The following is a 15,296-nucleotide window of genomic DNA, read 5'->3' as shown; positions in this document are numbered from 1 at the left end:
CTAACTAACTCGCCTCACTGGCAATGCTCATTGCCGTTTGTGCCAGTGGCGCTACCAGGGCGCCGAGGCTGGCCGCATTGCGATTAGAGGCGTTGCCATCCTGTGCGCGTTTGGCCACGCCCTGGACTATCGCCGCTAAACGGAAAAAACTAAACGCTAAATAAAAAGGCCAGTGATCAATGCCCTCAATCCCCATACGCTCACAATACTTGGCCACATAGGCCTGTTCAGAGGGGATACCCAGCGAGGCAATATCCAGCCCCAACAGGCCGGACATCTTGTCACCCCCAGCAGGCATACGCATTTGCATGCACTGATAGGCAAGATCGGCAAATGGGTGGCCCAACGTAGAAAGTTCCCAATCCAGCAGGGCGATCACTTTTGCTTCTTTAGGGTGGAAAATCATATTGTCGAGGCGGTAATCACCGTGTACCAGAGCTATCCGACCATCGTCTTCTGGGAGCGCACTGCCAAGCCATTCAATCAACTCTTCCATCGCCGCAATAGGCTGTGTCTCGGAAGCCCGGTATTGCCCCGTCCAGCGTTCCAGCTGCCGCTGAAAATAGTTTCCCGGGCGGCCGTAATCGGATAACCCCATGGCGTCGATGTTGAGACTATGTAATGCGGCGAGCACCCGATTCATTTCATCGTACATAGCACTGCGCGAAGGAGCATCCGCCTCGGGAATTTCCGCATTCCAGAAAATCCGCCCCTCACAGTATTCCATCAGGTAAAACATGGAGCCGATCAGTTCCCGGTCTTCACATAAATGAAAAACTTTGGGCACCGGTACATCGGTATCTGCCAGTGCAGACATAACACGGAACTCACGATCCACTGCGTGAGCAGATTTCAATAGTTTTCCCGGGGGTTGCCGACGCAATACATAGGTATTTGAAGGCGTTTCCAGCTTAAAGGTGGGATTGGATTGACCGCCGGAAAATTTACTGACTTTCAGTGGCCCGGAAAAACCTTCAACATTTGCGCTGAGGTATTCCTGCAACTTTTCCAGCGGCAAAGCTTCCACTGAGTTACGTGACTCCTTTACGGTTTCAGACATGCTCCTCTCCCTGTGCAGTCTCTGTGGCATAACGGGCAGCCAGGTTGCGCCCCAGCTGCATCATATGTACTTGGTCTGGTCCATCGGCTAAACGGATAGTCCGCGCGTAAGCATAGTGGTGGGCCAAGCTATAGTCCTGGCTCAACCCTGCCGCACCGTGAATCTGGATAGCGCGGTCAATCACCTTGCAGGCCATTTGCGGTGCAACAATTTTAATCATGGCAATCAGGTCTTTGGCCGCTTTATTGCCAAGCCGATCCATTTGCGCCGCAGCTTTTAAAGTTAGCAAACGTGCCTGCTCAATTTCACAGGCAGACCTGGCAATATCCTCCCGCACTGAGCCCTGCTTGCTCATCGGGCGTCCAAATACAATACGATTTTCCGCTCGGCCTGCCATCATTTCCAGGGCGCGCTGGGCCTGGCCAATTAAACGCATGCAGTGGTGAATTCTACCCGGCCCCAAACGCCCCTGGGCAATTTCAAAACCACGCCCTTCTCCGAAAATCAGATTAGACGCAGGCACCCGAACATTCTCAAAAATCACTTCCGCATGACCTTCCGGAGCATCGTCGTAGCCAAATACCTGCATGGGCCGAATTATTTTTACCCCAGGGGTATCTGTGGGAACCAGGATTTGCGATTGCTGGCGATGCCGATCCGGATTAGTGGGATCGGTCTTGCCCATCACAATCATGACCTTACAGCGCTTATTCATCAGGCCGCTAATATAAAATTTATGACCATTAATCACATATTCATCGCCATCGCGCACGATAGAAGTTTCAATATTCGTAGCATCGGAGGAGGCCACCTTGGGTTCGGTCATGGCGAATGCCGAGCGAATATTGCCCTCCAGCAATGGCCTCAGCCAGGTTTCCCGCTGCGCTTCCGATCCGTACTGGGTCAGCACTTCCATATTGCCGGTATCCGGGGCGCTGCAATTAAAAATTTCTGAGGCAAATAAGACCTTGCCCATCTCCTCCGCCAAAGGCGCATATTCCAAGTTTGTAAGGCCGGCACCATAGCGGGAATCGGGTAAGAATAAATTCCACAGCTCAGCCTCACGGGCTTTTTCTTTTAAAGCCTCCATAATAGGGGGCTCGCCCCAGGGGTCATCCTGCAACTGCTGTATATAGGTACTCTCAGCGGGATACACATATTCCTGCATAAAGTTTTTGAGCCGCTCCAACAGGCCCTGCACCTTTTCTGAATATTCAAACTCCATGTCTTTTCACCTTTAATTGTGTTGTAGGTTTTAATTCAGCTGTAAGTCACGGAAGTGTGGCGCTCATCTCTCTCCAAATGAGGCACGTGATTAAAACTGTTCAAGCTGAGCCCCTGCCCTGCGCTAGAGAAAAAACGGGTAGTGCCGGTATTCTGTATCTGCATATTGAGTTTGATCACCGACTCGGGGGGACCGCCCAATACCTGCCGCACCATCATGGCAATAGCCCCACCGGAACTGACCACCAGAGTTTTACTGCCTTTGGGGCTATCGCTGATTAAATCCAAAACTTCACGAATGCGATTTTCGAATGCCTGCCAACTCTCTGCCGGTGCAATTTCCCCTGCAGACCAGGCGAGCATGCCCTGCATTAGAAAGCGGTAAAAGTCGGCACGGGGTGCATTGGGGCCGGGGGTAGCTGCGGGTTTTTTCTCACTGTAGAGGCGAGCTACTTCAAGGAAGTCGAACTCATTCAATTGGGGAACCACCGTCAAGTGGCCCTCTAAGCCGATGCCAAGGCCTGCACAGATACCCTCGGTAGTTTGCCGATGACGGCGCAGGCTGCCGCAGAAAATCCGGTCAAACTTCTGGCCAGTGCCCCGCCAGTATTCCCCCAGCCAGCGGGATTGCTGCCAGCCGATATCGGAGAGATTGTCGTAATCATCGGCGCCGAAGGACGCCTGTCCATGGCGCACCACGATTGATTCGGCCACAGCGAGTTCCTCTTTTTATGGAACTCCAACCCTAGTCCTCTCGTTTGAATCATCAAAGTTTATTATGCGAATATATGATCATTCACACTGGTTATGATTGAGGCACAGATGCAGTTGCAAAAAATGGATATGAACCTGTTCTTGGTTCTGGAGGCCATTTATAACTCGGGCAACCTCACCCGAGCCGCTGAGCAGTTGCATATCACCCAGCCGGCAGTGAGTAATGCCCTGGCACGTCTGCGCCGTACCCTGGACGACCCATTATTTATTCGCAGCCCCTCCGGCATGACTCCCAGCCCTCTTACGGAGTCCATCATGCCTAGGGTGCAGCAGGCCCTTTCCCTACTGGGCACCAGCCTGAATGAACACCGCCAATTCAACCCCGCCCTGGCACGCAAAACATTGCGACTATCTATGAACGACATGGCAGAAACCCTACTGCTGCCGCCTCTCTTAGAGCGCCTGGAAAAAGAAGCGCCGGGTGTAACAGTAGAGTCATTTCACGTTCCCAGGGATCAGCTTGCCAAGGAACTGGCCGCCAATACGTTGGATTTCGCCCTGGATGTCCCTCTGGCGACAGCGCCCCAACTGCAACAACAGCGCCTGCACCAGGACCGTTATCTCTGTATGTTGCGCAATGAGCATCCCTTGGCTGGGGAGTCGAGCCTGACACTGGAACAGTATTTACAACTGGAACATATCCATGTTTCCAGTAGGCGCACGGGTCCTGGCCTGGCGGATATAGCACTGAACAAACTGGGGCGGCGACGCACCATCAAACTGCGTGTACAACACTACCGAGTAGCGCCTTTAATCGTATTACGCACAGATTTAGCTCTGACCGTGCCAGCAAGTCTGGCCAGTCAGTATTCGGCACGCCTATTTGAACTGCCGTTCCAAATACCCCTAATGGACTGGCATCTGTTGTGGCACAAAAATCTACAAGAAGATCCCGCCAATCGCTGGCTGCGAGAGCAACTTCTGGCGGTTTTGGCTGTATAAGTGAACAGAGGAAAATCCCTTTAAAAACAAGCATTTCAGCCAAATGAGAATGGGACGCAAATAGCTTAATAAAACGTCAGGAATTGATCACTGAATTCGACCGGAAAGGTCACTGTTTCGCGTCAAAGGCTCTTGTTATCCTGCTGGGCAACGATATGCACTTTTTTGCATATATAAATGAACCCCAAAGGTTACAAGAAGAGAATTTTGCCATGTCCCAAGCCTACCCTAATATGCTTGCCCCCCTGGACCTGGGCTTCACCACCCTGAAAAACCGGGTGCTGATGGGCTCCATGCACACCAACCTGGAAGAACACCCCGGTGGCTTTACCCGTTTGGCGGCATTCTACGCTGAGCGCGCCCGCGGTGGCGTTGGCCTGATTGTAACGGGGGGTATCGCGCCCAACGAAGAGAGTGGCGTATTTAAGGGTGCCTCTAAAATGAACACCCCAGAAGAGGCGCAACAGCATCGGGAAGTGACCGAGGCCGTTCATGCCGAAGGCGGCAAAATCTGTATGCAGATCCTGCACACCGGCCGCTACGCTTACAACGAAAACCTGATTGCTCCCTCCCCCATCCAGGCTCCGATCAACCCTTTCACTCCGCGCGAGCTAACCAGTGAGGAAATCGAAGGCCAGATCGATGATTACGTACGCTGCGCTACCCTGGCCCGCGAAGCCGGCTACGACGGCGTAGAGATCATGGGCTCCGAGGGTTACTTTATTAACCAGTTCATCGTAAAGCGCACCAACAAACGTACCGATGAGTGGGGCGGCAGCTTCGAGAATCGTATCCGCCTGCCGATCGAAGTCGTTCGCCGTGTGCGCGAGGCTGTTGGCGAAGACTTTATTATTATCTACCGCCTGTCCATGCTGGACCTGGTGGAAGACGGCAGTGACTTCGACGAAGTGGTTGCCCTGGGCCAGGCTATCGAAAAAGCCGGCGCCACGATTATCAATACCGGTATCGGCTGGCACGAAGCGCGCGTTCCCACTATCGCCACCAATGTACCCCGCGCCGCATTTACCGATATTACCGCCAAGGTGAAACAGCACCTGTCTATCCCGGTAGTTGCCAGTAACCGCATCAATGTGCCGGAAGTGGCCGAAGAAGTGCTGGCCTCCGGGCAGGCCGATATGATCTCCATGGCGCGTCCATTCCTGGCAGATTCCGATTTCGTCAACAAGGCCGCAGAGGGCCGCGCCGATGAAATCAATACCTGTATTGGCTGTAACCAGGCATGCCTGGATCACACCTTCCAGCTGAAGCTCACCTCCTGCCTGGTCAACCCACGCGCTTGTCATGAGACTGAGTTGAACTACCTGCCTACCGAAAACGTGAAAAAAGTTGCTGTTATCGGTGCCGGCCCCGCTGGTTTGGCTGCCTCCACCGTTGCCGCCGAGCGCGGACACCAGGTAACCCTGTTTGAAGGCAGCGACAAAGTCGGTGGCCAGTTTAATATCGCCAAGCAGATTCCCGGCAAGGCAGAATTCCAGGAAACCCTGCGCTACTTCAAACGCCGCCTGGAAGTGACTGGCGTTGAGGTCAAACTCAACACTATCGCTACCGCAGAAGACCTGCAGTCTTTTGACGAAGTGATAATCGCCACCGGTATCGAGCCGCGCACTCCACCGATCCCCGGTATTGAGAGCGACAAGGTGTTGGGTTATCTGGACGTACTGAAGCACAAGAAACCAGTCGGTGAAAAAGTGGCCATTATCGGCGCGGGCGGTATCGGTTTCGACGTAGCGGAATACCTGACTCACGACGGCCCCCACTCCACCGAAGAGGAAGTAGTTGCCAGCGATAAAGAAGAGTTCTTTAGTGAATGGGGTGTGGATATTGAGCTGGAACAGCGCTCTGGCCTGAAACCCCGCGAAGCGGTAAGCACCCCTCGCCAGGTTTATCTGCTACAACGTAAAACCACCAAAGTGGGTGCGGGCCTGGGTAAAACCACTGGCTGGATTCACCGTGGCAGCCTGCAACACCGCAAGGTTGAGATGATTGCCGGTGCTCTTTACGACAAAATTGACGAGCAGGGATTGCATGTTCGCGTAGGCGATGAAGAGCGACTGCTAGAGGTGGATAACATTATTGTCTGCGCTGGCCAGGAACCTGCTCGCAAACTCTATGAAGCATTGCAGGAACGCGGAGTGAAGACCCACCTGATCGGTGGTGCCGACGAGGCCGCGGAGCTCGACGCCAAGCGCGCCATTGATCAAGGCTCACGCCTCGCCGCAGAGATCTAAAAAAATTCCCCGGCAATATTCTTGTCGGGGATTTTCTCAGGCAAATCAGAACGGGAAATTCCATGCTTACTACTGGATTTCCCGTTTTTTATGCCTCACAGACTCCATCTATTTCTATATCTGAAAAACCTCTTTTTAACTATCCAGTGATTTTGGCATTTTCACCTGAAGAGATTGTCTGCTCTTTCTGCTCCGGCCACTGTGGGCGGGAGAGGTAAGCTGTTGTGCGATAAAGCGCGAATACGACACCGCAAAGCGCCAGCAACATCCAATAAAGCATCGGTCCACCCCACCACTCTAAAACCACCCCTCCAGCCAAAGGAGCCAGGGCCCAACCAAGAGCGTAAAAGGAAGAGGCCCCAAAATAGGTACCGCGTAAATGCTCAGGCGCCAACCGATCTATCTGTACACTCATGGTTGGAAAGAGAATCGCTTCAGCCAAACTGAGGACAAAGGTCGCCCCCATCCAGCCCCAAAACCAGTGCACCGGATTGAGGGCAAACCACATTTGTGCCGCGGCCAATATCACCAGCCCGATCATAATTCGCCCATTAATATCCAGCTTGCGCATCAATTGCATAAGTGGAAACTGCAATAACACGATGGTCATTGCGTTCACAAAGATCATACTGGATATCAGCTCAACCAATCGCGGGGCCTCCGCCCGTGTCAGATATTGCACCAGACTGGAATCCATATGGGCATAGATAAACATCGTGAGAATATTGGCAACAATCACCACCATAAACACATGGTCCCTGCGCAATATCGCCAGGGTACTGCCTAAATCGACAGAACCATCACCATTGCTCTTTGAGAGCTGTCCCTTCTCTGTTTTTGCAAATCCCCAAATAAACGCCAGCGCCAAAAGCAGATAACTGAGAGAAGTTAAGCCAAAGGTGGACTGCTGCGCACTAAGCCCCGCCCAGACACCAACAATGGGCCCTAATGCCGCTCCCGCATTAATAAGGAAGTAACGCAGCTGCAGAGCTAACTCACGACTCGCCTGGTTATCCATTAAGTCGCCAATCAATGCGCTGGCTGGCGGTTCCCAAACAGCGCGACCAATTGAGCAAAGAGTCATCGCCAGAATAAATCCCGCTAATGTCTGGGTCACTGCCAACAGCGCAAAAGAACATAAGTTTATTAGCGAACCTAATAGCAGGATATTCCGACGCCCATAGCGATCAGACAAGGCCCCCACAAAAAAGCCCAATAGCGCCGCACCAATTGCTGAGGCACTGAGAATCAAACCAATTTCCGCTGCACCCAACTCAAATTTATTGAAAAGAAGAATGGCCAGAAAAGGCCAAACCATAAAATAAGTGCCACGACTAAAAAAACTGCCTACTAATATTATCCAGACCAGAGGAGGAAATCCCCTGAGGTTCTGCCACCAATTCCAACGCATTGCCTAATACTCCACTTCTATTTCTTCCTTGTTCTCTAAAGGCCCTCTAAGACTCTTTGAGCTCCGCACCTGGTAGTAAGATTCAAACAAAACCAGGGAGGACAACCCTTCACACAGACTTAACGCCCATGTGCCGCCTTAAAAGTCGACAGGGTAATCAACCGCGAGAACCAATTTTTAATTGGTCGGTTAATAGTTTTCTGACAAAAAACCCGAAAGGGTCGCCTTTCGGGTTTTAGGGATTGGCAAGCGTATAACCTGCAAACTCATTCAACCTGGAGTTAACCCTTTTAAGTTGCTTAAGGGTTAATTGTGAGAACCTTCGGCACTTTGCGTGCCTTCCATTCTTAAGCGCGGTATCCCTAATACTATCCAAGTGGATTAGTTTTGAAAACCTAATTTTCTATATTCATAAAAAATTTATCTGATCAGATTTTTCCTGCAAGATTTCTCTCATTACCAGCAGAATCTGTTCGCATGTCTATACTCCAGCAGGAAAGTCCTCTTTTAGTTACCCCGCAAAGCTATACGAATAATGTAGCCGTCACCCCGATCCACAGAGAATAATAGCGACATGTCCCTATCCAGCATGCTTAGACGAGCACGCCCCATGGTAGAACGGGCACTGCGTGATCTCAGCCCACCCTATACGCTTTTTTTTTCTATCAGTGACGCCAAGCAACGAGCTCAAGTACGGCACACCCATGCTAAGGACTTCCCAAGCGCTTGGCAGACTCTCACTGAAATTACCCATAAGGCAGCTAAAAGCTCCAAAATAGAACCCTGCTGGCTACGGGTAGATTGGGTTACCCGCAGGAGCACAATGACTCTTGCCGGTTTACATGAACTTCTCCAGGACACCAAGCGCTCCTACTTCCGCTACGGCCTTGCATTGGATGTCGATTGCAAATTTGCTTTTCTCGAACAAGAGCTTAACGGGAATGCCATGCTACATGGCGGCGATAAAATCGAGCATGGATTCCTCAATGAAAAGAATTTTACTTCATACTTCAAGAAACGTTTTAACCAGCAAGAAGATCTGGATTTCTCCGATGAACGAAGCATTGTACTTCTGACCACTGCAGGGCTTTTTTGTGAAAAAGAACTGGAGCCTTTGTGCCTATATGAATCGGGATTGAATACTGGACGCCGGGTTATTGAAGAGCTGGATAGCCAGAATGTTACAAAGATTATTGAAAGTAGCAGCCATTATCTAGCTAGTCAGGTAAAGCCCAGTGGGCATTTTCACTATGGATGGTATGCCTGTTTCGATCAAGAGATCATCAATAACAAAAACTTATGCAACGCAAGTAGCATCTGCGCGATGGTTGAGGCCTGGGAAGTCACCAAAGAGTATTCTCTATTGGAAGCCATAGAGGAGGCATTGAAATATCTTACCTCTAAATTAATCCAAATAACTTTCCCAAACACAAGTGAAGCCGCTGCCTTTTGGGTAGAACAGCATAGTGAAATCAACCTAGCTAGTAACGCGGCAAGCCTATTAGCTCTGGTTAAATATTCTGAGGCTTTGCAGTGCAGGACTTATGCAGACCTGATGGAGCAATTAGCCAGGGGCATAGAATTTATACAAAACCTGGACACTGGGCAGCTTCCCCTTGCTCTGGAGTTTTCTTCTCTCACCATTAAACAACAGCCGGCCTCGAATAACCCTCTGGGTAAAGCAGCTTTCGCATTAATATGTCTTTATGGCTGGGATAAGAATCCGCGCTGGTTAACGCTGGTAGAGAAAAGCTTGGATCATTTTATAGCGACTGAGCACTGGCGCACTCACGATCACTGGGTGAGCCACTGTGTAAACCTGCTCACGATTTATAGGCCGAAGGAGAAATACTATCAGTTCGGTATCCGTAACTTTGCCAGTATTCTGGACTTTGTCGAGAAGCATATAACTGCATCCCCAAGGTTACTCGAGTTAATGATAGCTGCGGCAAAGATGATCTCGGATCTAAACACCCAAGAGGCATATCAATATCTACTGGACCAAATTGATCTTGAACACTTTTATCGTGCATTACATGGTAGGGCCAATCACCTATTAAACGGCTATTTTTGGCCTGAGATTGCCATGTTCTTTAAGAATCCGACGAGAGTCACTGGCAGTTTTTTTACTCGCCATGAAAACTTCAGGGTCAGATTAGACGAAGTGAGTCATTGTCTTTCTAGCTTGATCGCCTATAGGAAATATCTTTTATCCCAAGCACCTAAAAAAACAGGGGCAACCGCCAATCTATACCATTCCAAAATCATTACTGATGGGCAAGCCACCGCGCCCCCTATCGTTCAAGATCAGCCAGTGATTGCCTGGGGCGGTGATGTAAATCTGGGGCGCAGACAACACTACCGTACAGCCCAGCTGGGCATTGAACAGGTTCTGGGGCATGTCCCAGCAATGAATAATGCCGATCTCAGCGTTATCAATCTGGAGTGCGTGATCGCCACTAGCGGTGAGCAGGGTATTCCAAAGGGAGAGGCCTCCCCATGTTATTACCGCGCTAGACCAGAGATGCTGTCCATACTCATTCATGCAGGAATAGACATAGCCGGTACAGCTAACAATCACAGTGGCGATTATGGGCCTGCCGCATTAATGGAACAGGGGCAGTGGCTTGATTGCACAGGGATTGGACATTCAGGTTCCGGCAGGAATCTAGAGGAGGCACTCAGCCCTGTAATCAGACCTGCTGGAAATATCAATGTAGCGATATTCTCTCTTGATGCCAGTCAGCCTCGTTATGCTGCCGGCCCCACGCATCCTGGTTGTGCTCACCTCCCCCTATCAGTACCAGAGCTATGGTACGACACTCTGCGGCCCCTTATTACTGCAGCTCGCAAGAAAGCCCAGGTGGTTCTGGTAGCCGTGCACTGGGAAGCAAACCCTAAGGCTCACCCCTGTCCGCAGCAAGTCATCGCAGCCCACAAAATTATAGAGGCTGGCGCAGATGGTATTCTGGGCTCTGGCAGTCACAATCTACAAGGTATAGAACTCTATCAACAGCGCCCTATTATCCACGGTGCCGGGGACTTACTCTTTGATTGTATCCGTGAAAGCGTGTCCGATAGTGGCGTTTTTCGCCTGCACCTAAGTACCAGTGGCATTGAGCAAATCACATTTGCTCCTGTTGAAGCTGGTTTTGGCTACTCAAAGCAATTATATGGTGAAGCTGCTAAAGCACACTGTAAAAGGTTTTCCCAAATTTGTTTGTCACTGGGAACCCAACTCAATTTATGTGAAGACGGCACAGCCAATCTAAAGCTTACTCCGCCCTCACGCCTGGCAAGAAAACTCTCTATTAGTAGGAAAACCACTTATCGGCAAGAAAAGATATTAGCAAAACGCCCAATAAACCCCCAATGGCAGGTTCCTTCGGTACCTGTTGATGCCCAAATCCCCCCCCAAAAAATTGGCCCTCTAGTGCTACTGGGGGTTAAATTAACTCCTAGAGAGCTAATATCCCGGCAGATGCTATGGGTGGAGTCCTTTTGGAAAATCGAAAGTAAACTCTCTGAGGACTTCAGACTGGACTTCCGCGCTATACCAACTTTGCAGAGTTCCATGCCCTGCTGGGGAACCTCTATGGATCACGACCCCTGTGACTGGCAGCTCCCCACTAGCCACTGGGAGCCCAACACGATTTACCGTGATTTTTTTGGGCTTAGAGCCCCTGCAAGCAGAGATCTTAGTGATGCGAAGCTACATCTATATGTCGGTTTGATTTCCAATAAAACTAAAATCAAGCCAATACCTATTCCAGGAGTAATGAGCAAACTAAGCCTCACTCCGCAACGTGAATACCAAAAGAGCAAAATTCCAGTTTATAGAACCAAGTTTCCAGACATTATTTATAATCATCTACCTGGGCAAACTTGGAATGCAGAACAGCTGGCCACTATCTCTGGAGGCACCTGGCTGGAACCTCCCCCTAAAGATAAAGAGTGGTTCGTAAGCAGTGTAGTTTCAGATAGTGGATTTATTGAAGCATCATCAGAGCCAGTTCTCTTCGTTGCACATACAAACTTGGATCGCTCCTACCATGCGCCGATTCCGAAGGTCTCAGCAAAATTCTGGGATTCTCACAAAAAACTACCATCGTTTGCTGACCGAATTGCCGGAGCTATAGTCTCACGCCCTATCCCCGGACTGCCTAAAGGACTGCCAGTGTTAAAGGTGGATGACCCTCTTAAGACGATCATAGAGCTAGGTTTTGCAGCCCGCGAGCGTTTCGATGGTGAAGTCATTGCTATTACTGGCACATCAGAGGGGCTTCCTATACGAAACATGATCACACATACACTTGGTCCAAAGGATAAAGTTCTAACCAATTCTGATGCAGACAACTCATGCATAGCAGCCCCATGTGTGTTGGCCAGTCTAAATAAGGATCATGAAGCTGCGATTATTGAAGTTACGCAAAGTGCCCTCAGTATGAAGCCTGGGCCAATTACACATCGTATTAAACCGACAATATCTTTAATTACTGAAATTGATTTACCGTCCACTAACCAAACGGCAACTTCAGTAGCCGACATGGCCAAATTGTGTTCCCGAATCTTTGAAGGTTTAACCGGTCCTGCTATTGCAATAGTTGGAGAACACCTTCAATGCTTTGACTATATATTCAAAAAGGCTAAGAAACACGCTCGAAGAGTTATTCTATTTGGGGAAAGCACTAATGCCGAAGTCCGTATCAATAAAACATGCGCAAACGACAATGATGACTCGGTTTCCCTACAGTTACCAAACCGAGAATTAGAGATAAGTTTACCAAACTCAAGTAACGAAGTTTTATATCGCATAGCAGCAGTAATTAGTATCATCTATGCAATGAATGGCAATATTGAAGAGGCAGTTTCTAAACTTCAAAAAATCAATTTGAATGCGAAGCCCAAGCAACAAGCAACCATCTCTCCACCACAATATATCAACTGGATATGATCACTAAACACACAAACTAAGTTACAGTGGTCATCATTAAGGGAACGCATGAAGATCTTCAATCTCATAAGAATAACAAGCGACTAAAAAGTGGGACAAATTATCTCAAACGAGGTATGTTTCTCATAAACGTTATAAATAGTGAAGTCAGCGTTTTCAAAGACAAGAAATTTGAAAATATGAATTTTTTATGAATGTAACATGACCAATCAGCTTGCAACATAAAATTCATGAAATCTCCAACCACTTCTTAAGGCCATCGCTTAATACCCGACCAGCAGTGTACTCCCCCATGACTAATCATCCTTCAAAACCCTAATCTAAACAAACCTCAGACTAATAGACAGCTAATACCCCACCGCCAGCAATCCGCTGACTAAATTATAATTCACCTCATTAAAATTACACTCAGGGTAGAAGTATGCACTCCCCAACAGCGCCTTTTTGTAAATATGATTTCAGTTGAGCCTGTAACAGTCATGCAACCATTCACACTGAAAAAACAAATCTGAGATTTCGCTTTAGAGATAGGGGCGCCAGAAATGACTAAGGATCCAGATATTGGCAAACACTTAAATAAAAATCTGACGCCAATAATTGAAACTAGCTCTGGCCCCATCATCGGTAAAAGTGATTTGAAATTGGGGATCCATAAGTTTCTTGGGATACCTTATGCCCGCCCCCCCGTAGGAGAACTACGCTGGAGTCCTCCTGAAGAGCTACCCCCCTGGACAACTCCATATCATGCAGAAGAATTCGGCATGCCGGCTGCGCAAAACCCATCCACATTAATGGAAGTCCGAGGACGAGATGGCGAAATTCCTGAGCGGGAGGAATGTTTACATCTCAACATTTTTTCTCCCCCAGTCAACCCCTCACAGAAGCTTCCAGTTATGTTCTGGATTCATGGGGGATCTTTCTATATGGGCTCTGGCTGTCAACCTATTTACAATGGTAGTTACTTAGCTGCCAGTGGCAGGGCCATCATCATTACATTCAACTATCGACTAGGCTCTTTTGGGTTTTTACGCCTCAAGGACATCAGCGAGATTCCCTCTACCGGTAATGAGGGCATTCTGGATCAAATTGCCGCACTTAAGTGGGTAAAGAATAACATCTCCGTATTTGGTGGAGACCCAGACAATATAACACTTTTTGGCGAGTCTGCAGGCGCTATGAGTATCGCCTCTATTTTGAATATTTCTGAATGCCAAGGATTATATGCCCGTGCCATTGTGCAAAGCGGCCACCCCAGAGCCCTTCACTCTATCGAGCAGGCAAACCAGATGGCAGAAGCCTTTACTTTTCATCTCAGGAAAATAAGTAAAGGAAAATCACTTTATCACTATACAGCAAAAGAACTTTTACAAGCACAGAAAAAAATTCTAGAAGCTACACAGCTACATCAAAAATGGGGAAAACTTCCGTTTAAACCCGTTATTGACAATAAACTTATAGAAGATACAAAACTTAGTAGAAAACCAACAGAAAAAGGCCTCCCACTCCTTTTAGGAAGCAATCTAGAAGAATGGAATTTGTTTAGTGCATCCAATCCGGAAATATATACACTTACTTATCAAAAGATTTGTAAACACCTAGAGTGGTTAATTCCTGAAGATAAGCTAAAACCCATTATCAATTATTATTATCAACAAGCCTCTATAACTAAAGATAATCATTGGCCAATATGGAGTAAAACCTGGAATCTAATGCTTACAGATATGGTATTTACCCTCCCAGGCCTCAGGCATCTCAATGGATATCCCGGTAATTGTTTTCACTACCATTTCACACAACCCCTTGCCTCTCAACCTCTGTTAGGGGCTTGTCATGCAGTAGAGCTCGGCTATGTATTTGGAACCCATGGCGAAGATTCTCTTAAGATGCTGTACGGTGGAGAAACCGAGGCCCATCTGCTCAGCGCCTCTATTCAGGGAGCCTGGCTTAGCTTTGCTGAAATAGGTACTCCTGGAGGGGATTGGGCTGTCTATTCAGGCACCAACAGTAAGCGATTAGGCCAAAATTCAACCTCTAGAGAATTTAATGCCACGGATTTACTCAACTTATGGCAAGATATTCCCAATGAAGCCTTAAATAAATACCTATAAAATCAAAAGCATGATAAAAATTCTACTTGCCCGTCATGGTGAGGCCGAAAAAGGTCCTCTAATACCTGACCCAACTCTCACCACCTTGGGACATAAACAAGCCTCAACTTTAGCTCAAAGTTTCACTGAAAATACGGATCTCAATATAGTTAGCAGTCCCAAAATTCGCGCACAGCAAACTGCACAACCTTTAGCAGAGAAGTGGAGGAAAATCGTTACTTTAGAAAACAGAGTCAGCGAAATCCCTACACCCAAAGGGGTCACACTACAGCAACGCTTACCTTGGCTACGTTCTTTATTAGATCAGAATTGGGACCCCAACAATACACAACAAAAGAAGTGGCGTGACGGAATCATTCACTATCTTTTAAGTGTTCAAGAAGACACTATAGTATTTTGCCACTTTATGGTAATCAATTCTGTAGTAGCACATGTTCTGGATAACTCTAAAATTCAGCAGTTCCGTCCTGACTACACATCCATTACCGAACTAAAACTACTCAACGAAAAACTTAACTTAGTTAGACTTGGCAGCGAGCGGATAAGACCAATATTATAAAGAAATTTAGAGTAC

The 15,296-nt window shown here is 48.4% G+C and carries 9 protein-coding genes; 5 read left to right on the top strand and 4 right to left on the bottom strand.

All coding sequences use genetic code 11. The features are described 5' to 3' along the window. Positions 1-4 precede the first annotated feature (4 nt). The 3 genes from ACJJH9_RS05040 to ACJJH9_RS05030 are packed head-to-tail and all read right to left on the bottom strand — an operon-like array spanning position 5 to position 2,998. Positions 5-1,060 (bottom strand): phosphotransferase, encoded by a 1,056-nt coding sequence (locus tag ACJJH9_RS05040; protein ID WP_444924515.1) that lies wholly within the window; start codon positions 1,058-1,060, stop codon positions 5-7. Beyond that, complete coding sequence (locus tag ACJJH9_RS05035) at positions 1,053-2,285, bottom strand: acyl-CoA dehydrogenase family protein (protein WP_444924514.1); 1,233 nt, start codon at positions 2,283-2,285, stop codon at positions 1,053-1,055. Before ACJJH9_RS05035 ends, ACJJH9_RS05040 begins: the two co-directional genes overlap by 8 nt. A 35-nt stretch (positions 2,286-2,320) precedes the next feature. Further along, entirely contained in the window at positions 2,321-2,998 is a 678-nt protein-coding gene (locus ACJJH9_RS05030; protein ID WP_444885646.1) for a histidine phosphatase family protein, read from the bottom strand. Between the two features lie 108 nt (positions 2,999-3,106). Here ACJJH9_RS05030 and ACJJH9_RS05025 point away from each other — a divergent pair, with 108 nt between their 5' ends. Together ACJJH9_RS05025 and ACJJH9_RS05020 are read left to right on the top strand one after the other, a co-directional pair. Further along, positions 3,107-4,000 carry a LysR family transcriptional regulator gene (locus tag ACJJH9_RS05025; RefSeq protein ID WP_444924513.1) on the top strand — a complete coding sequence of 298 codons (894 nt, stop codon included), beginning with the start codon at positions 3,107-3,109 and terminating at the stop codon, positions 3,998-4,000. 212 nt (positions 4,001-4,212) lie between these two features. Then, the gene (locus ACJJH9_RS05020; protein ID WP_444909060.1) at positions 4,213-6,249 is read left to right on the top strand and encodes an oxidoreductase; all 2,037 of its coding nucleotides are present in this window, start codon (positions 4,213-4,215) and stop codon (positions 6,247-6,249) included. A gap of 139 nt (positions 6,250-6,388) precedes the next feature. On the opposite strand, the gene ACJJH9_RS05015 is transcribed toward ACJJH9_RS05020, so the two are convergent. Then, positions 6,389-7,660, bottom strand: coding sequence for an MDR family MFS transporter (locus tag ACJJH9_RS05015; RefSeq protein WP_444924512.1), 1,272 nt, complete (start codon positions 7,658-7,660; stop codon positions 6,389-6,391). Between the two features lie 574 nt (positions 7,661-8,234). Here ACJJH9_RS05015 and ACJJH9_RS05010 point away from each other — a divergent pair. From ACJJH9_RS05010 to ACJJH9_RS05000, 3 genes are all read left to right on the top strand, one after another. Next, on the top strand, positions 8,235-12,614 hold the full coding sequence (locus tag ACJJH9_RS05010) for a CapA family protein (protein ID WP_444924511.1): 4,380 nt from the start codon (positions 8,235-8,237) through the stop codon (positions 12,612-12,614). A gap of 542 nt (positions 12,615-13,156) precedes the next feature. Next, positions 13,157-14,722 carry a carboxylesterase/lipase family protein gene (locus ACJJH9_RS05005; protein ID WP_444924510.1) on the top strand — a complete coding sequence of 522 codons (1,566 nt, stop codon included), beginning with the start codon at positions 13,157-13,159 and terminating at the stop codon, positions 14,720-14,722. A 10-nt stretch (positions 14,723-14,732) separates the two neighbouring features. Then, entirely contained in the window at positions 14,733-15,281 is a 549-nt protein-coding gene (locus ACJJH9_RS05000) for a histidine phosphatase family protein (RefSeq protein WP_444924509.1), read from the top strand. Positions 15,282-15,296: the final 15 nt, after the last annotated feature.

Source organism: Microbulbifer mixtoriginis (SeqCode), assembly GCF_052466715.1.
This window is presented reverse-complemented; position numbering and strand designations above follow the sequence as displayed.